Here is an 18,032-nt window from a genome sequence, read left to right on the forward strand (position 1 = left end):
TACGCTTGCGCTCCATCCGGGCCACTTCGGTGCTACGGCTTGTTGCCGAGCTGCGCATGCGGCCGGCCGAAATCGGGCGCGGCCGAATCCTGGCCGATTTCGACAATGCCGCGGCGGATGGCGCGGGTGCGGGTGAAGTGGTCGAACAGCGCCTCGCCATCGCCGCGGCGGATCGCGCGGGTGAGCTTTGCCAGATCCTCAGTGAAGGTGCCGAGCATCTCCAGCACGGCTTCCTTGTTGGCGAGGAAGACGTCGCGCCACATCGTCGGATCGGAGGCGGCGATGCGCGTGAAGTCGCGAAAGCCGCCGGCGGAGAACTTGATGACCTCTGACTCCGTCACCTGCGCCAGCTCGTCGGCGGTGCCGACGATGGTGTAGGCGATCAGATGCGGCAGATGGCTGGTGATCGCGAGCACGAGATCATGATGATCCGGCGTCATGATCTCGACCTTGGCACCCATCGCCGCCCAGAACGCGCGCAGGCGATCGGTGGCAGCCGCATCAACGCCCTCCGGCGGGGTGAGGATGCACCAGCGGTTGATGAAGAGCTCGGCGAAGCCGGAATCGGGACCCGAATGCTCGGTGCCTGCGACGGGATGCGCCGGCACGAAATGGACGCCTTCCGGCAGGTGCGGCGCCATATCCCTGACGATGGCGCCCTTGACCGAGCCGACGTCGGAGATGATCGCGCCGGGTTTGAGATGCGCGGAGATCTCCTGCGCCACCGGGCCGCAGGCGCCGACGGGAATGCAGAGGATGACGAGATCGGCGTCCTTCACGGCTTCCGCATTGGTCGCGACGACCTGATCGACGATGCCGAGCTCCATCACGCGTGCGCGCGTCTTCTCCGAGCGCGCGGTGGTGACGATCTCGGAAGCCAGGCCCTGGAGCTTCGCGGCGCGTGCGATCGAGCCCCCGATCAGGCCGAAGCCGATCAGCGCGACGCGCTGGAAGTGCGGGGTCGCGCTCATCGTCCGGCCATGAAGTCGCGCAGGCCCTCGACGACGAGGCGGTTGGCCTCCTCGGTGCCGATGGTCATGCGCAGCGAATGCGGCAGGCCGTAGTTCTTCAAGCCGCGCAGCACCAGCCCGCGCTTGGTGAGGAAGGCGTCGGCTGCGTCCGAGGTCTTGCCCTCGGTCGGGAAGTGGATCAGCACGAAATTGGCGACGCTCGGCGTCACCTTCAGCCCGAGCTTGCCGATCTCCTCGGCGAGCCAGTTGCGCCAGGTCTCGGTGAACTGCTTCGACATGGCCTGGTGCGCTGTGTCCTCGATCGCGGCAACGGCGGCGTACATGGCCGGCGTCGACACGTTGAAGGGACCCCGGATGCGGTTGACCGCGTCGATGATGTGCTCGGGGCCGAACATCCAGCCGATGCGCAGCGCCGCAAGACCATGGATCTTGGAGAAGGTGTGGGTCACCACCGTGTTTTCGGTGGTCGCGACCAGCTCGATCCCCATCTCGTAATCGTTGCGCGAGACGTAGTCGCAATAGGCTGCGTCCAGCACCAGCAGCACGTGCGAGGGCAGGCCGGCGCGCAGGCGCTTGACCTCGTCGAACGGCACATAGGTGCCGGTCGGATTGTTGGGGTTGGCGAGCCAGACCAGCTTTGTCTTCGGCGTCACCGCCTTGAGGATGGCGTCGACATCGCAGGTGAGGTTCTTCTCGGCCGCGATGACATTCTTCGCGCCGACGGCCATGGTCGCGATCGGGTAGACCAGGAAGCCGTGCGTAGTCGAGATCGCCTCGTCACCGTGGCTGAGATAGGTGTGGGCGAGCAGGTTGAGGATCTCGTCCGAGCCGGCGCCGCAGATGATGCGGTTGGGATCGAGCCCGAAGGTGCGCCCGATTGCTTCGCGCAGCACGCGCGAGGTTCCTTCCGGATAGTCTTCCAGATGATCCGCCACCTGCTTGAACGCCTCGATCGCCTTCGGCGAGGGCCCGAACGGCGTCTCGTTGGCCGAGAGCTTGAACACCTTGCGGCCGGGCTCTGCCACCGGGGTCTTGCCGGGCGTATAGGGCGCAATATCGAGAATGCCGGGATTCGGCACGGGGCGGGACATCTTCAACTCCGGACTGGCTTAAGCGGTTCGCGACTTACGATTTCGACCCGGTCGGGGGCACCGTATAGCGCGTTGCGTGGCTGCCGACGAGGGCCGTGGAGCGCACCGAGGCCCCCGCTTCGATCAGGGCAGCCTTGATCTTGTCGATGCTGCTTGTCGCGGTGACCGAGACCAGCAGCGCGGCGCCGTCGAAGGCGGTGTCGGGCACCGCCACGATCTCGGCGAGCGGCGACAGGGCGCGCGCGACCTCCGCATTCCACCCAGAGACGCGTACGCTGAAGGTCTCGACCTCCGTCACCAGCGCGCTGTCGGCGACGCGCGACACCGCGAACACGGGCAACGCCGCCGGATGGTCGGCGCGCTCGACGAAGGGCAGCCGCGCGATGATCTTTGGCGCGCCAGCTTCTTCCAGCGACAGCCACCACGGCGTGCGGCTCGAGGTCGCCGAGACCAGCGCCAGATCGCCCTTGGACTTCGCGACGGCCTCGACCGCCGCCTGCGCGCTGAAATGCGCGACGTAAGGCACGGTGAAGCCGAAATGGAATCGCGCGGAATCGCGCATAGCCGGCTCGCTCGCCGAGATGTCGGCGTGGACCGAGAACGGGGCCTGGACATAGGTGAAGGTCGCGATGATGACGCGCCAGATGCTCTCGACCGTGTCGAGCGGCAGGATGCCGCGATGACGCTGCACGAGGTCGCGCATCATGGAGGCCTCGCGTGCCGGGCGGAACGCCGAGCCGACCTCCTGGGTCTGCTTCACCTGGATCAGGCGGTCGATGATGTCGCCGCGTTGCATCAGCAGGCGATGCATGCCTTCGTCGATCGCGTCGATCTCCTTACGCAATTCCTGGAGTGATGGTGGCGCGGGCGGACGTTGGGACATGTCTGACGGGTGCTGCTGAGAGGCGTTCCAATGCGGATCAGTCGAGCCGTCACCGCTGTGATGGATATCCTGATTAGGCAGTCGGGGCTGCGAAAGCAAAGAGAAATGCAAAGAGAAATCGGGCCCTTTCCGCCCGTGGCGCGACAGGCGAATTTGGCTGATCCGGGCCGTGACTTGACGAAAACCGTCCAAGACGGTAGTTTTTACCCGTTCCGTGGTCATTTGAGCCGGCCGGCTTGCAGCCACGTTAAAAAACTCGCTAAACAGGCCGGGGACGCTTTCGATCCCGGCCGAACCTATCGTTCAGGCCGGGTTTTTCATGGCCTGATGTCAATGCGGTCACTTCTACGATCGCAAACGAGGTCGATGGTCAGATGGTTGGCGTCCAGTCCATTCCGAGTCCCGCGATCACCGCCGACGAGCGGTCGCACGAGGTGGATCATCCGAGTTCGCACGTCGCGCAGTTCGGCTCGGAGCAGCCGCTGCGGCTCGACTGCGGGGTCGATCTCAGCCCGTTCCAGATCGCCTACCAGACCTACGGCGAGCTGAATGCCGATCGCTCCAACGCGATCCTGATCTGCCATGCGCTGACCGGCGACCAGCACGTCGCCAACGTGCACCCTGTCACCGGCAAGCCCGGCTGGTGGGAGACCTTGGTCGGCCCCGGCCGGCCGCTCGATCCCAACGAATATTTTATCATCTGCTCCAACGTGATCGGCGGCTGCATGGGCTCGACCGGCCCGGCCTCGATCAATCCCGCGACCGGCAAGGTTTGGGGGCTCGATTTCCCCGTCATCACCATCCCCGACATGGTGCGCGCGCAGGCGATGCTGATCGACCGGCTCGGCATCGACACGCTGTTCGCGGTCGTCGGCGGCTCGATGGGCGGCATGCAAGTGCTGCAATGGACTGCGGCGTATCCGAGTCGCGTGTTCTCCGCGCTGGCGATTGCCTGCTCGACACGACACTCGGCGCAGAACATCGCGTTCCACGAGCTTGGCCGTCAGGCGGTGATGGCCGACCCCGACTGGCACCATGGCGGCTATGCCGATCGAGGCATCCATCCGCATCGTGGCCTCGCTGTCGCCCGGATGGCGGCGCACATCACCTATCTCTCCGACGCCGCGCTGCATCGAAAATTCGGGCGGCGCATGCAGGACCGCGAGCTGCCGACTTTCTCTTTCGACGCCGACTTCCAGGTTGAGTCCTATCTGCGCTACCAGGGCTCGTCCTTCGTCGAGCGCTTCGACGCCAACTCCTATCTCTATCTGACCCGCGCGATGGACTATTTCGACATCGCCGCCGACCACGGCGGTGTGCTGGCGAAGGCGTTCGCGGGAATCCAGACCCGCTTCTGCGTGGTCTCCTTCACCAGCGACTGGCTGTTCCCGACCTCGGAATCGCGCGCGCTGGTGCACGCGCTGAATGCGTCGAGCGCGCGGGTGTCGTTCGCCGAAATCGAGACCGATCGCGGTCACGACGCCTTCCTGCTCGACGTGCCCGAATTCCTTGATATCTCCCGCGCCTTCCTGCAATCGGCAGGCAAGGCGCGCGGGCTCACCGCCAATAATGCTTAAGGACGGCTAGTCATGTCTGTACAGGAAGCGTTGCCGCTGGGCGGCCTTGCGACCGGGCAGCCCGGTGATTTTCGCGCGGACCATGTGCTGGTGGCCAACATGGTCAAGCCGGGCTCGAAGGTGCTCGACGTCGGCTGCGGCGAGGGCGACCTGCTCCAACTGCTGGAAACCCGCGGCGTCGACGGCCGCGGCATCGAGCTGTCGCGCGAGGGCGTCAACCGCTGCGTCGCCAAGGGTCTTGCGGTGGTGCAGGGCGATGCCGACACCGACCTCGTGAATTATCCGGATGACGCCTTCGACTACGTGATCCTGTCGCAGACGTTGCAGGCGACGCGGCAGCCGAAAGTGGTGCTGGAGAATTTGCTGCGCATCGGCCGCCGCGCCATCGTGTCGTTCCCGAATTTCGGCTTCTGGAAGATGCGGCTCCAGCTCCTGATCGGCGGCCACATGCCGCGCACGGAGAACCTGCCGGCAAGCTGGTATGACACCGCCAACATCCATTTCTGCACCATCAAGGATTTCGTCGAGCTCTGCGACGCGATCGACGTCAAGATGGAACGTGCCGAGGCGCTCGACCTCTACGGCCGTCCGCTGCGGCTGCGGATGCCCTGGTGGGTGTGGAATCTGTTCGGCGAGCAGGGCGTGTTTCTGCTGACGCGGGGCGGCAGGACGTAGGCCGGCCCGTTACCCCATCTACGCGACCCAGTACCTGGTGACGCCTTCGCGCTAATGCGCCGCCAGTGACCTCGGGTCGCGCACCGGCCATCTTCCCGCTTCCACCAGCGTGACGAACCGTTCCACCGTTTCGTTGAACAGCGCTGGCTCTTCGAGATTGAGGACGTGGCCGGACTTTGGAAACATGGCGAGCCCTGCCGCCGGCAGATGCTTCTTCAGGAACAGGCTTGCGCCCACGCACGGATCGTCCTCGTCGCCGCAGATGATGAGTGCCGGCGTCGTGGCCGCTCTGATCGCGTCCGTCATCGTAAAGATCGAGGGACGGCCGGCCTGGAAGCCGCGCATCGTCCGCGCTGATCCCTTGGCGTCGTGCCGCGCCAGGGCGGCATAAAAATCGGCGTGACCGCGCGGGTCCTTCACCAGGAAGGGAATCCGGCTCGGCGCCTCGCGCGTGACTTTTGCGACTTCGGCTGAGCCGAGCATCTCGAATTGCTCCGCGTTGGCGCGGCACTGCTGGCGCCAAGCGTCGAGGTTCTCGATCTCCGAGCCCGAGCCGACGCCGGCGAGCGTCATCGACAGCGCACGTTGGGGCGCGTTGAGCCCGATCTGGAGCGACGAATAGGCGCCCATCGAGAGGCCGACGAAGTGCGCGCGATCGATCTTCAGATGATCGAGCACCGCGAGCGCATCGGTGTAGAAATGCGTGTAGCCGTAGACCTCGCCATCAGGCACGTCCGATGGCGTGTAGCCGCGTGCGGAATAGGTGATGCAGCGATGGCCGCGCGAGAAGTAGCGCATCTGCGGCTCCCAATTGGTGTAGTCGGCCGCGAATTCGTGCAGAAAAATAATCGGCGTGCCCGTGCCCGCTTCTTCGAAATAGAGTCGACAATTGTCCTTCGTGAGGGCGTGAGGCATCCGGTTTTCTCCCTGAGGTGGCTGCGGCTTTGGAATGCCGTCCTGCGGTCAGCGCATACGATGGTAGCACTTATTAATCATCGTCCAGATTCTTAGGGGCCGCGTCTTGTTCTCGCCACATCAGGATACTGATACAGCCCGCGGATGTCGGCCACCGCACGGGCCGACGGGGAAGTGGGGTGTCAACGAAGGATGAAGAATGTTCGAGTTGTTTGCGTCTCGCCTGTCGCGCTGTGTCGTTGCGCTGGCTGTTTTCTTCGCGGCGTTCGCCGCCTTCACTTCTCCGGCGTCAGCACGACCTCATCGTCATAGCGCAGAGCGGCACGCTTACGCGCATCACGCCAGCAGACATCATCATTACCGGCATGCACGCGGCTCGCGCTTCGAGCGCGGCGCGGCGCAATTGCAGGCGAACGGCTTCGGCAACACCTTCGCCAGCTATGATCCGAACGCCAATAGCGGCGGCATCGCCATAAGCGGCAGCGCTGGAATGGCTATGAGCGGCAGTGGTGGAATGGCCATGAGCGGCAGTCGTGGAATGGCCATGAGCGGCAACGCTGGAATGGTTACCAGCGGTGAGATGACCACGCGCGCCAGCCGTCGAATTATGAGGCGTGGAGGTGGGATAGCCACTAACGCGAATGACGGCGGCATGGCCAATAGCGCGACGAGCGGCGGCGGCTTCGGCGGTGGGTCGGGCCTCGTGTCCGAGGCACGCCGCTATGTCGGCGGCAATCCGACCGGTCGCGGTAGCCTGTGGTGCGCGCGCTTCATGAACATGGTGCTCGAAAAGACCGGTCATCGTGGCACCGGCTCCGACATGGCGAATTCGTTCGCGCATTACGGCACGCGCGTGTCCGGTCCGCAGGTCGGCGCCATCGCAGTGATGTCGCGTGGTGGCCGGGGCGGTCATGTCGGCATCATCACCGGTGTCGACGCGCAGGGCAATCCGATCATGATCTCCGGCAACAACGGCAACCGCGTTCGCGAAGCACCGGTCTCGCGCGGCCGGATCTATGCGTATGTGATGCCGAACTGACGGCCGTCATTGCGAGGAGCGAAGCGACGAAGCAATCCAGACTGTCTCCGCGGGCGCATTCCTGGATTGCTTCGCTTCGCTCGCAATGGCGGAGCGGGGCCAGCGCGCAGCGTCACACCAGCTTCGGCTGTTCCAATGCAACCGCGTCGCCCACGCCGATGTCGCCTTCAGCGATCACCTCGGCATAGATGCCGCAGTCCATGTGGCCGAGATTGCTCGAGAGCGTGGCGGGGATTTCGAGATCGCGCTTGGCGGTATCAGGGTCGACATTGGTGGCCGGGCAGCGCTTGATGCGCTTGACCACTTGCAGCCGGGCCTGTCCGATCGCGAGCGTCTGGCCGACGAGGTCGAGCTCGGACCAGGCCGGCCAGCCCTTCACGTAGAGATTGGCGCGGAAGCGTAGCGGGTGGACGGCGGCGCCGCCGAGCATGGTCTCGAGCGCGCGGACGCTGTCGAGATTGATGATGGACACGACCTTGCGGGCGACGTCTGAAAAGCTGTGGTCGCGGCCGGACAGGATCTTGGGCGGGCCCTTCAGCTCCGGCTGAAAATTTTCCCTGAAATAGTCCTCGATGGCGGCGCGCCCGGCGGCGGTCTCGAGATCGCCGCTGGCGACGATCTGGCCGTCCTTGCGGATGGTCAGGCAATTGGTCGCGTCCTCGAACCGGCTGTCGAGCGAAGCTAGCCGCTCATTCCGCGCCAGCATCAGGAACTGGATCTTCGGCTTCCACTGCGGTGCTTCCGGATCGAAGCCGCTCGGGCCGTTCTCGATGGCGTAGCGGCGGTCGGCGGGCAGGGTCTGGCCGGCTCGCAGGGAGACGCGGGGCAGGGCCTCCGGCGTCAGGCCCTTGATCGGGTAGCGGTAGAGCCCGGTGATCTCGGCGGTCTGGCTGATTGTCATTGCGCTGGGTGTCATGCCGCTACTTAGGGGATTCGGCCCACCGGCGCCAAGCGGGCGGATCCGCGCACGAAATTGTGAACTCGCCTCTTCCGGTCCGAGGCCTCGCTTCCCACATCTGGGTCAGGCCGGCGCCAGCGCCGGCTGATAACGACCGTTGCCGGTTGAGAAACGTCAATGCGGTAATCGGAAACCCAATGAAGATGCCGTTTGGAGTGCCTTTGAGGGCTCCAGGGGCAGGCCGAGGGAAAGACCACGAAATGAACATCGAAAAATATACCGAACGCTCCAGAGGCTTCGTCCAGTCCGCGCAGTCGCTTGCGGTGCGCGAAGGGCACCAGCAGTTTTCGACCCTGCACGTCCTGAAGGTGCTGCTGGACGACAATGAAGGCCTCGCTGCCGGCCTGATCGACCGCGCCGGCGGCAATTCCCGCGCAATCCTGAAGGCGACCGAGGACGCCCTGAACAAGGTGCCGAAGGTCTCTGGCGGCGGAGCCGGCCAGATCTATCTGGCGCCCGAACTCGCGCGCACCTTCGACGCCGCCGAAAAGGCTGGCGAGAAGGCCGGCGACAGCTTTGTCACCGTCGAGCGGCTGCTGCTCGGCCTGGCGCTGGAGAAGACCAGCGAGGCGGGCGCGATCCTGGCCAACGGCGGCGTCACCCCGCAAAACCTCAACGCGGCGATCGAAGCGCTGCGCAAGGGCCGAACGGCGGACTCCGCCACGGCCGAGAACGCGTATGACGCGCTGAAGAAATATGCCCGCGACCTCACTCAGGCGGCGCGCGACGGCAAGCTCGACCCGGTCATCGGCCGCGACGAGGAGATCCGCCGCACGATCCAGGTGCTGTCGCGCCGGACCAAGAACAATCCCGTCCTGATCGGCGAACCCGGCGTCGGCAAGACCGCCATCGCCGAGGGCTTGGCGCTGCGCATCGTCAACGGTGACGTGCCGGAGAGCCTGAAGGACAAGAAGCTGCTGTCGCTCGACCTCGGCTCGCTGATTGCAGGTGCAAAATATCGCGGCGAGTTCGAGGAGCGGCTGAAGGCCGTGCTGCAGGAGGTGACCGGGAGCGATGGTAATTTCGTCCTGTTCATCGACGAGATGCACACGCTGATCGGCGCTGGTAAGGGCGATGGCGCGATGGACGCGTCCAACCTGCTCAAGCCTGCGCTCGCCCGCGGCGAGCTGCACTGCATCGGCGCCACCACGCTCGACGAGTACCAGAAGCACGTCGAAAAGGACGCGGCGCTGGCGCGGCGTTTCCAGCCGATCTTCGTCAGCGAGCCCTCGGTCGAGGATACGATCTCCATTCTGCGCGGGCTGAAGGACAAATACGAGCAGCACCACGGCGTGCGGATCACCGATTCCGCGCTGGTCGCCGCCACGACCCTGTCCAACCGCTACATCACCGACCGCTTCCTGCCGGACAAGGCCATCGACCTCATGGACGAGGCGGCCGCGCGGCTCAAGATGCAGGTCGATTCCAAGCCGGAAGAGCTGGATTCGATGGATCGGGAAATCATCCGGCTGAAGATCGAACAGGAAGCGTTGAAGAAAGAAAGCGATGCCGGGTCGAAGAGCCGCCTGCAGACGCTGGAGAAGGAGCTGGCCGATCTCGAGGAGAAGTCCGCGGCGCTCACCGCACGCTGGAGCGCGGAGAAGAACAAGCTCTCCGACGCTCAGAAACTGAAGGCCGAGCTCGACGGCTTGCGGGTTGAACTTGCCAACGCACAACGGCGCGGTGAATTCCAAAAGGCCGGCGAGCTGGCCTATGGCCGGATCCCCGAATTGGAAAAGCAGCTTGCGGAGATCGAGGCCAAGGAGAACTCCGGCGAGATGATGGAGGAGGCGGTCACCGCCAACCACATCGCGCAGGTGGTCTCGCGCTGGACCGGCGTGCCCGTCGACAAGATGCTCGAAGGCGAGAAAGACAAGCTCCTGCGGATGGAGGACTCGCTCGGCAAGCGCGTCGTTGGCCAGGCCGAGGCCGTGCGTGCGGTCGCGACCGCCGTGCGCCGTTCGCGCGCGGGGCTGCAGGACCCGAACCGGCCGACCGGCTCGTTCATGTTCCTCGGGCCCACCGGCGTCGGCAAGACCGAGCTGACGAAAGCGCTCGCCGAGTATCTGTTCAACGACGAGACCGCGATGGTCCGCCTCGACATGTCCGAGTACATGGAGAAGCACTCGGTCTCGCGGCTGATCGGCGCGCCTCCGGGCTATGTCGGTTATGACGAGGGCGGTGCGCTCACCGAAGCGGTGCGGCGCCGGCCCTACCAGGTCGTGCTGTTCGACGAGATCGAGAAGGCGCATCCCGACGTGTTCAACGTGCTGTTGCAGGTGCTCGACGACGGTCGCCTCACCGACGGCCAGGGCCGCACCGTCGACTTCCGCAACACGCTGATCATCATGACCTCGAACCTCGGTTCGGAGTTTCTGGTGAACCAGCCGGAGGGCGAGGATACCTCGGCCGTGCGCGAGCAGGTGATGGGCATGGTGCGGGCGCACTTCAGGCCAGAGTTCTTGAACCGCGTCGATGAGATCATCCTGTTCCATCGCTTGCAGAGGAGCGAGATGGGCCGGATCGTCGAGATCCAGTTCGCACGGCTGCAAAAGCTTTTGATCGATCGCAAGATCGTGCTGACGCTCGACGCTGCGGGCCGCGACTGGCTCGCCGCCAAGGGCTGGGATCCCGCCTACGGCGCACGGCCGCTGAAGCGCGTGATCCAGCGTCACGTCCAGGATCCGCTCGCCGAGATGATCCTGGCCGGCGACGTCAAGGACGGCGACAACGTTGCGATCTCCTCCGAAGGCAACGTGCTGACCTTCAACGGCAAGGCGCCGCAGACCGCGGAGATCGCCCAGTTCGAGGCGCCGGTGTCGAAGCGGAAGCTGAACTGATCGTCGGCATTCGAAGCCTGAAGCAACAAGCCGCCCCGGAGATGTCAACCTCTCCGGGGCGGTTTGTTTTGCGGGTTGTTGGCGAACTTACTGCGGCGACCTATTTCTTCGTGAGCTTGTAGATCGCGTTCTCGATGTCAGAAGAGAAATAGATCGTGCCGGATTCCCCGATGCCGACGCCTGTCGGAATGTGCGTCGGCAGTCCTCCGGGTGCACCCACGAGGCCGATTGGAAGATTGGCCGCGATCTCGGTAACCGTGCCGGTCTCCGGCACGATTTCGATCAACCGTTTGGCGCCGACCTCCGCTACGATCAGCTTGCCGTCTCTGGCGCGGGCGATGCCTTCGGGCATTTTCAGGTCCTTGGCGACGACTGTCTTTTCGCCGTTGCTCTCGATCATCGAGATCACGCCGGAAAAGGCTTCGGTGAGATAGACCTCGCCACGCGATCCAGCGACGAGCCCGACCGGGCCCTCGAGGCCGCCGATCAGTGTGGTGCGATCCTTGCCGTGCTCGCCGCTGACGCGGACCAGCGATTTGGTGCCGAACTCGGCCACCAGGATGCTGCCGTCCGCGAGCACGAGCGCGTCGTGCGGCGCCTTGAAGCCGTGCAGCATGTCGCGGGTGGCCCCGGTCTTGCCGTCGATCACCTGCACCGTGCCGGTGAACCAGCTCGATAGGACCACATCGTTGCCCTTCGCCGTTGCGCTCATCGGATATTCGAGCGTGACGCCGGCGGCGTGCATGCGCGCCTTCTCGGTGACCTCGCCGGTCGCGCCGTCCACCGTGCGATAGGCGAACACGTCGGCGACGTGGATCGTATCCTTGCCGTTCTCTGACGTGACGCCGATGCCGCCGGGCAAGGCGAGCTTGCCGATGATCACCTGCCGCGCCTGGCCGGTCGCCGGATCGACCTCCTGGATGCCGTTGTCGGCCATGTTGGAGACGTAGATTCGGTCCTTGTCGTCGATCGCGAGATTGTCCAGCGACGGCTTCAATTGTGCGACCATGGTCTTGGCGCCCGACTTGGGATCGACCCGAACGAGCTGGCCGAGCGCGGTGTCGACTACCCAGAGATCGCCCTTGGAATCGAAGTTCACCGCGGCCGGGACCTTGAAGCCGTCCGCGACGACGGTCAGCTCGGCCTTGTCGACGTCGACCTTTGCGACCTGTCCCTTGAACCAGAGCGGACCGTAGAGCTTGTCGTCGGGACCGAACTCGAAGCCGTTGAGGCCGCCCATCTTCTCCATGATCTGGCGCGGCGGTTTGACGCCCTCGACGTCGATCTCATAGAGCGTGTCGCCGAGGAAGACGGTGGTGGCGTACAGCCTGCCGTCCTTGCGGAAGGCGAGCGAGTTGATGCCGGGAAGGCCTGAAGCGAGTTTCTTGATCGGGCCGTCGCCCTTGCGCGAATAAAGATCGCCGGCCAGGAATCCGGTCCAGGCCATGGTGCCGTCGGGGGCGAATGCGATGTCGTCGGCCATTCCGATCGGGGCGGGGATTGCAACCTTCGCGCTACCGCCGGGGATGTCGACCTCGTAGAGCGCCGCGCCCGCGACGCTGCCGGCAAACAGATGGCCGGCCTTGTCGATCGCAAGCCCGTGCACGCCGTGGAACGCCGAGCCCGGAACGAGCTTGGTGACCTCCCAGTTTTCGGCCGAAACACTGGTAGCGGAGACGACCGCAGCGACGAAGGCTGCGCAGGCGAGCCTGTTCTTCATGGCGAGACCTCCCGTTTTTTGGAAAGTATTCGCTCCTCATGCCGCTTTGGCAAACGAAACTTGACGTTGTGATGCGGCCAAGCCGGGCCCCGCGCGACGTCGTCAAATCCGGATCGTGCTTGAATATGTCCGGCCGATCTCGGCCCGGTTCGCCGGCTTTACCTGTTGGTGACCTGCAACGGACCGCCGGTGGCGTCCGACATCCGGGCGATGGCACCGGCGCGGCCGCTCATCATGCCGTCGAGCCGGTCGCGCTCCTTCTCGAAGCCGGCCAGCATCGGGCCTTCCAACGAGCGGCCGCGCGGCAGTTTCACACGCAGCGGATCGACGAAGCGGCCGTTGACCAGGATTTCGTAGTGGACGTGCGGGCCGGTCGACGCGCCGGTCGAACCGACGAAGCCGATCACCTGGCCCTGCCGCACCTTCTTGCCGGGCTCCATGCCCTTGGCGAAGGCCGACATATGGCCATAAGCGGTCTCGTAGCCGTTGTTGTGCTTGATGCGGATGTATTTGCCGTAGCCGCCCTCGGGGCCGGCCTTCTCGATCACGCCATTGCCGGAGGCGAAGATCGGCGTGCCGTAGGAGGTGGCCCAGTCGACGCCGGTATGCATCTTCACATAGCCGAGGATGGGGTGACGGCGGCCGCCGAAGCCGGAGCGCATGATGGCGTTGTTGACGGGCTTGCGCACCAGGAACTTCTTCGCGCTCTTGCCGGTCTCGTCATAGTAATCGACGACGCCGTCATCGGGGCTCTGGTAGCGGTAGTATTTCTTGGTCTCGCCGCCGAGCGTCAGCGAAGCGAACAGCACGTCGTTCTTTTCGCTCGCGGTCACGCCTTCGTCTTCGCCGGCGTAGAACACGTCGAATGAATCGCCCGGCGCCACCTTGCGCTGGAAATCGACGTCGTAGGAATAGATCTTGATCATGTCGTCGATGACGGGCATCGGCACTTTGTTGCGCATCGCGGTCTCGTAGATGCTCTGGTAGAGCCGCACGCCCGTGCCGTCATCATCGTCATCGTCGTCGCTGTTGGCGTTCGCCGCCGCGTCGGCGACGGTGTTCATGCTGGAGACGTCGACCGCGACGTATTTGCCGAGATCGGACAGCGCCGCGATCGCCTCGACCATGGTCTCGTTGGCGATGACGACGCGGTAGGGCTGCAGGCGGGCGCCGGGGCTTGCGGGCGCCATCAGGATCCGCAGCTTCTCGCCTTCCTTCAGGCCGCCGTCGCGGCCGCGCGGCCCAAGCGTCGCGGTGATCGCCTTGATCTCCTCGGCCGTGGCGCCGAGATCGCGCAGCACGCCGGCGACGCTGTCGCCCTTCTTGACCACGTGGACGCGTTCGCCGTTGGGATTTCCGCCGGTGATCTGCTCTTTGGTCTTCGGCAGCAGCGTGACGTTTTCCGGCACCACGCGCGTCTCGAAGCCGGCATAGGGATCGGACGGCGACACTTCGGTGGCGTAGGCGCTTCTGATATCGGACGGGCCGGTCGCGCCGGAGACGTCGGCCGCAGCATTGGAGAGCGCGGCGTAGCGCACCCCGCCATTGCCGCGCCAGTTGGCGGCATCGCGGACCCGCATCAGGATGTCGTCGAGCGCCACCACTGCGGAAATCTTGGCTTTCGGCAGCACCTGGGAGAGGTCCTTGGTGACGAACGAGACCTCGGCGTCGGGTTCGACGGCTTCCGGATTGTTGGGATCCTCGGATGCCGCCTTCGGATCGGATCCGACATCGGTGAGAAGGCGCTGGGCGTTGAATGGCGGGATCTTCGCCGACAGATCGCTCGTCGTCATCGACAGATTGCCGGCAATCCGGATGAAGGGACGCACCCGCATCACGTCGCGGTTGCCGACGCGGGCGACGGTCGAGACGCGCACGATGTTGCGCGAGGCCGTGGATTCGCTCGGCGGCGGCAGGCGGTCGCTCTTGTGCAGCGTGGCGGTGCGGTCGGCTGCGCCGAATGCGCCGCGCAGCGCGCCTTCGACGCGCTCCGGCACCTTGGCGAAGGTCATCTCGCCGTCGAGCGAAGCGAAAACGGCGCCGCCGATCAGGGCTGCGCCGCAAAGTCCGGTTAGAATCGTCCCGCTGAACCATTGCACCGAGACGCGGCGGCGATCGATGACGGCGGCTTCCGAACCATCGACGGACAGCGGCGGCTCGTGGCCGAGATCGATGATCCCGGTCTCACGCCCGTAAGCGCCGCGTGACGTCCTATGGTTCAACCCAAGTCCCCCAATCAACGATCCGAGAGCCCGATTTCGAGCAGCCCCGTTTCGAGCAACCCTGTTTCGAGCCCCTCCTTGAGCCGCCCTCTTCGGGGCGTCTCTGGAAAAGGCAAGCCGCATAGGCGTCCGCGGTCAGAAGGCCCAGATGTCGGACCGGCCGAATTTACGAACAGCTAAGCGGAAAAAGATCTCTCGATGTGTCTCGAATGTCTGAAGAAGGCCGCTTCATCGTATGATCGCCTTCCTCTGACCCCACACAAACCGCCGGCAGCCCCCACTGGCATCCCTGCGATTCAAGCTTTGTCTGTACCAGAACGCCGGGGGATTGTGGCTCAAGTACGGCGCCTAATATGGAAAAGTTTCCCGAACGGCCGGGCGTCAGGGGCCTTCCAGGGACGAGCGATCCAAGTCGCGTCCAAGTCGCCTCATGCCGCCTCCGGAGCCCTCTCGAGCCCAAACTTTTTTTGAGTTTTTTCTCCGCGCTGGCGCGATCCAGCCGCTCAGCGACTTTCTAACCTGCTGTAATCGCGTGGATTTTTCGAACAATCCACCGTGCGACGATTTTCTGACAATGGTCGTTGACAACCCCGATGGGTGGGGCCTATAACCCGACCACTGAGCGCGGCGCCGCCGGGTCACTGACCAAGGCGAGCGAACGCGCCACTGATGCTCCTCACCTTGTTGAGTGACACAACAGTCGACGTAAGTCGATTGGAGTTCATCCATCGTCGGTAAGGGTGTCGGAACCCTTCCTCTCTGGAAGGTTGGGGCCTCCTGGTCCCGGGCTGTTTGACAAGTGAAGATGAAGAAAGAGAAACGTGGACGGCGGAGTCCTTGCGCCTCTCGGATACTGAAGAGCTTCGGCTTTTGAGTTCTGAGAGGGGACGAAAGACTTCGGCGGTACACGTTTTAAGGTTACACCATCGTTGCCAGCGATGTGAATCGCGGGCAGCTCATCGACTTCGGTCGATGAAAAATGGTGGGACCTCGTCAAAACGTTGTGATCAGCCGGTTCAAAGTTCAAGTCCAACTTGAGAGTTTGATCCTGGCTCAGAGCGAACGCTGGCGGCAGGCTTAACACATGCAAGTCGAGCGGGCGTAGCAATACGTCAGCGGCAGACGGGTGAGTAACGCGTGGGAACATACCTTTTGGTTCGGAACAACACAGGGAAACTTGTGCTAATACCGGATAAGCCCTTACGGGGAAAGATTTATCGCCGAAAGATTGGCCCGCGTCTGATTAGCTAGTTGGTGAGGTAATGGCTCACCAAGGCGACGATCAGTAGCTGGTCTGAGAGGATGATCAGCCACATTGGGACTGAGACACGGCCCAAACTCCTACGGGAGGCAGCAGTGGGGAATATTGGACAATGGGCGCAAGCCTGATCCAGCCATGCCGCGTGAGTGATGAAGGCCCTAGGGTTGTAAAGCTCTTTTGTGCGGGAAGATAATGACGGTACCGCAAGAATAAGCCCCGGCTAACTTCGTGCCAGCAGCCGCGGTAATACGAAGGGGGCTAGCGTTGCTCGGAATCACTGGGCGTAAAGGGTGCGTAGGCGGGTCTTTAAGTCAGGGGTGAAATCCTGGAGCTCAACTCCAGAACTGCCTTTGATACTGAGGATCTTGAGTTCGGGAGAGGTGAGTGGAACTGCGAGTGTAGAGGTGAAATTCGTAGATATTCGCAAGAACACCAGTGGCGAAGGCGGCTCACTGGCCCGATACTGACGCTGAGGCACGAAAGCGTGGGGAGCAAACAGGATTAGATACCCTGGTAGTCCACGCCGTAAACGATGAATGCCAGCCGTTAGTGGGTTTACTCACTAGTGGCGCAGCTAACGCTTTAAGCATTCCGCCTGGGGAGTACGGTCGCAAGATTAAAACTCAAAGGAATTGACGGGGGCCCGCACAAGCGGTGGAGCATGTGGTTTAATTCGACGCAACGCGCAGAACCTTACCAGCCCTTGACATGTCCAGGACCGGTCGCAGAGATGTGACCTTCTCTTCGGAGCCTGGAACACAGGTGCTGCATGGCTGTCGTCAGCTCGTGTCGTGAGATGTTGGGTTAAGTCCCGCAACGAGCGCAACCCCCGTCCTTAGTTGCTACCATTTAGTTGAGCACTCTAAGGAGACTGCCGGTGATAAGCCGCGAGGAAGGTGGGGATGACGTCAAGTCCTCATGGCCCTTACGGGCTGGGCTACACACGTGCTACAATGGCGGTGACAATGGGACGCTAAGGGGCAACCCTTCGCAAATCTCAAAAAGCCGTCTCAGTTCGGATTGGGCTCTGCAACTCGAGCCCATGAAGTTGGAATCGCTAGTAATCGTGGATCAGCACGCCACGGTGAATACGTTCCCGGGCCTTGTACACACCGCCCGTCACACCATGGGAGTTGGTTTTACCTGAAGACGGTGCGCTAACCCGCAAGGGAGGCAGCCGGCCACGGTAGGGTCAGCGACTGGGGTGAAGTCGTAACAAGGTAGCCGTAGGGGAACCTGCGGCTGGATCACCTCCTTTCTAAGGATGGTTCTTCAGAAGCTTGCTTCTATCGAACCGTTTTAGAAACATCAGTGGCCAACGGTCGTCAGGATCGTTGAGCTGCATTGGCGGGATTTCGCCGTCTTCGTTTCTCTTTCTTCGCGGACGAACACGCGCTGGGGCTGCAACCTTGCAGAATCCCTGGTCCTTGACTGGATATGCGTTAGGGGCTTGTAGCTCAGTTGGTTAGAGCGCGCGCTTGATAAGCGTGAGGTCGGAAGTTCAAGTCTTCCCAGGCCCACCACACTCATCGAGTGAGCATTCGTCTTCTGGTTACGGGGCCATAGCTCAGCTGGGAGAGCGCGTGCTTTGCAAGCATGAGGTCGTCGGTTCGATCCCGTCTGGCTCCACCAGATGGTTTGATCACCGGCTGCTCATACCGTCGTCCGCGAAACATCACTTCGCACTTACTAGTCCGGATGGACAGTAAGCTGCGTGATTTCTGACATCGTAAAGAGGAGATCGATCCGAGTTGGATCGGGCAACAAGTAATTGTTGCGCGATACTTCATTATCTCCGGATCATTTCGGCGCTCGTGCGTCTTCCATTGTAGCTCACAAGGCTGCTTTGAAAGACAAGCGAGTTGTAAATGATCCTTTTA

At 63.3% G+C, this 18,032-nt stretch carries 11 protein-coding genes, 2 tRNA genes, 1 rRNA gene and 1 riboswitch; of the genes, 7 read left to right on the forward strand and 7 right to left on the reverse strand.

The features are described from left to right. Window positions 1-32 precede the first annotated feature (32 nt). The 3 genes from AB3L03_RS21400 to AB3L03_RS21410 are packed head-to-tail and all read right to left on the reverse strand — an operon-like array spanning window position 33 to window position 2,945. Window positions 33-971: a prephenate/arogenate dehydrogenase family protein gene (locus AB3L03_RS21400; protein ID WP_018453262.1), complete on the reverse strand. Its 939-nt coding sequence runs from the start codon at window positions 969-971 to the stop codon at window positions 33-35. Next, entirely contained in the window at window positions 968-2,062 is a 1,095-nt protein-coding gene (hisC, locus tag AB3L03_RS21405) for a histidinol-phosphate transaminase (protein ID WP_085350823.1), read from the reverse strand. Before hisC ends, AB3L03_RS21400 begins: the two co-directional genes overlap by 4 nt. A gap of 34 nt (window positions 2,063-2,096) precedes the next feature. Beyond that, entirely contained in the window at window positions 2,097-2,945 is an 849-nt protein-coding gene (locus AB3L03_RS21410; protein WP_026232498.1) for a chorismate mutase, read from the reverse strand. 204 nt (window positions 2,946-3,149) lie between these two features. After that, window positions 3,150-3,229, forward strand: a riboswitch (SAM riboswitch). A 90-nt stretch (window positions 3,230-3,319) separates the two neighbouring features. Between AB3L03_RS21410 and AB3L03_RS21415 the strand changes: the two genes are divergently transcribed. Next, window positions 3,320-4,522: a homoserine O-acetyltransferase gene (locus AB3L03_RS21415; protein ID WP_018453265.1), complete on the forward strand. Its 1,203-nt coding sequence runs from the start codon at window positions 3,320-3,322 to the stop codon at window positions 4,520-4,522. Window positions 4,523-4,534: 12 nt separating this feature from the next. Further along, window positions 4,535-5,197 (forward strand): methionine biosynthesis protein MetW, encoded by a 663-nt coding sequence (metW, locus tag AB3L03_RS21420; RefSeq protein WP_368507003.1) that lies wholly within the window; start codon window positions 4,535-4,537, stop codon window positions 5,195-5,197. 51 nt (window positions 5,198-5,248) lie between these two features. On the opposite strand, the gene AB3L03_RS21425 is transcribed toward metW, so the two are convergent. Next, window positions 5,249-6,112, reverse strand: coding sequence for an alpha/beta fold hydrolase (locus AB3L03_RS21425; RefSeq protein ID WP_085350728.1), 864 nt, complete (start codon window positions 6,110-6,112; stop codon window positions 5,249-5,251). Between the two features lie 199 nt (window positions 6,113-6,311). On the opposite strand from AB3L03_RS21425, the gene AB3L03_RS21430 reads away from it, so the two are divergent. After that, complete coding sequence (locus AB3L03_RS21430; protein ID WP_368507004.1) at window positions 6,312-7,151, forward strand: TIGR02594 family protein; 840 nt, start codon at window positions 6,312-6,314, stop codon at window positions 7,149-7,151. A 112-nt stretch (window positions 7,152-7,263) separates the two neighbouring features. Here the strand turns inward: AB3L03_RS21430 and AB3L03_RS21435 are convergent, their stop codons facing one another. Beyond that, complete coding sequence (locus AB3L03_RS21435) at window positions 7,264-8,052, reverse strand: MOSC domain-containing protein (protein WP_018453269.1); 789 nt, start codon at window positions 8,050-8,052, stop codon at window positions 7,264-7,266. A 257-nt stretch (window positions 8,053-8,309) separates the two neighbouring features. Between AB3L03_RS21435 and clpB the strand changes: the two genes are divergently transcribed. Beyond that, a complete protein-coding gene (gene clpB, locus AB3L03_RS21440) occupies window positions 8,310-10,949 on the forward strand; it encodes an ATP-dependent chaperone ClpB (RefSeq protein ID WP_368507005.1) in 2,640 nt (879 codons plus the stop codon). Between the two features lie 100 nt (window positions 10,950-11,049). Here clpB and AB3L03_RS21445 read toward each other — a convergent pair whose 3' ends face one another. Continuing rightward, a complete protein-coding gene (locus AB3L03_RS21445; RefSeq protein WP_085350725.1) occupies window positions 11,050-12,669 on the reverse strand; it encodes an SMP-30/gluconolactonase/LRE family protein in 1,620 nt (539 codons plus the stop codon). Window positions 12,670-12,827: 158 nt separating this feature from the next. Continuing rightward, window positions 12,828-14,891, reverse strand: a complete 2,064-nt coding sequence (locus AB3L03_RS21450) for a M23 family metallopeptidase (protein WP_085385476.1) — start codon at window positions 14,889-14,891, stop codon at window positions 12,828-12,830. 1,030 nt (window positions 14,892-15,921) lie between these two features. Here AB3L03_RS21450 and AB3L03_RS21455 point away from each other — a divergent pair. The 3 genes from AB3L03_RS21455 to AB3L03_RS21465 all read left to right on the forward strand — a co-directional run bounded on the left by AB3L03_RS21455 (window position 15,922) and on the right by AB3L03_RS21465 (window position 17,784). After that, window positions 15,922-17,410: ribosomal RNA gene (locus AB3L03_RS21455) — 16S ribosomal RNA — on the forward strand. Between the two features lie 188 nt (window positions 17,411-17,598). Continuing rightward, a tRNA-Ile gene (locus tag AB3L03_RS21460) sits at window positions 17,599-17,675 on the forward strand. A 33-nt stretch (window positions 17,676-17,708) separates the two neighbouring features. Next, window positions 17,709-17,784: transfer RNA gene (locus AB3L03_RS21465), tRNA-Ala, on the forward strand. Window positions 17,785-18,032 lie beyond the last annotated feature (248 nt).

It is taken from the genome of Bradyrhizobium lupini (assembly GCF_040939785.1).
Classification (GTDB): domain Bacteria; phylum Pseudomonadota; class Alphaproteobacteria; order Rhizobiales; family Xanthobacteraceae; genus Bradyrhizobium; species Bradyrhizobium canariense_D.

Bases quoted from the DNA above. Each gene is read 5' to 3' on its own strand.
- hisC (WP_085350823.1), bottom strand. From the start codon at position 2,062: ATGTCCCGCCCCGTGCCGAATCCCGGCATTCTCGATATTGCGCCCTAT.
- AB3L03_RS21430 (WP_368507004.1), top strand. From the start codon at position 6,312: ATGTTCGAGTTGTTTGCGTCTCGCCTGTCGCGCTGTGTCGTTGCGCTG.
- AB3L03_RS21410 (WP_026232498.1), bottom strand. From the start codon at position 2,945: ATGTCCCAACGTCCGCCCGCGCCACCATCACTCCAGGAATTGCGTAAG.
- AB3L03_RS21445 (WP_085350725.1), bottom strand. From the start codon at position 12,669: ATGAAGAACAGGCTCGCCTGCGCAGCCTTCGTCGCTGCGGTCGTCTCC.
- AB3L03_RS21435 (WP_018453269.1), bottom strand. From the start codon at position 8,052: ATGACAATCAGCCAGACCGCCGAGATCACCGGGCTCTACCGCTACCCG.
- metW (WP_368507003.1), top strand. From the start codon at position 4,535: ATGTCTGTACAGGAAGCGTTGCCGCTGGGCGGCCTTGCGACCGGGCAG.
- AB3L03_RS21425 (WP_085350728.1), bottom strand. From the start codon at position 6,112: ATGCCTCACGCCCTCACGAAGGACAATTGTCGACTCTATTTCGAAGAA.
- clpB (WP_368507005.1), top strand. From the start codon at position 8,310: ATGAACATCGAAAAATATACCGAACGCTCCAGAGGCTTCGTCCAGTCC.
- AB3L03_RS21400 (WP_018453262.1), bottom strand. From the start codon at position 971: ATGAGCGCGACCCCGCACTTCCAGCGCGTCGCGCTGATCGGCTTCGGC.
- AB3L03_RS21415 (WP_018453265.1), top strand. From the start codon at position 3,320: ATGGTTGGCGTCCAGTCCATTCCGAGTCCCGCGATCACCGCCGACGAG.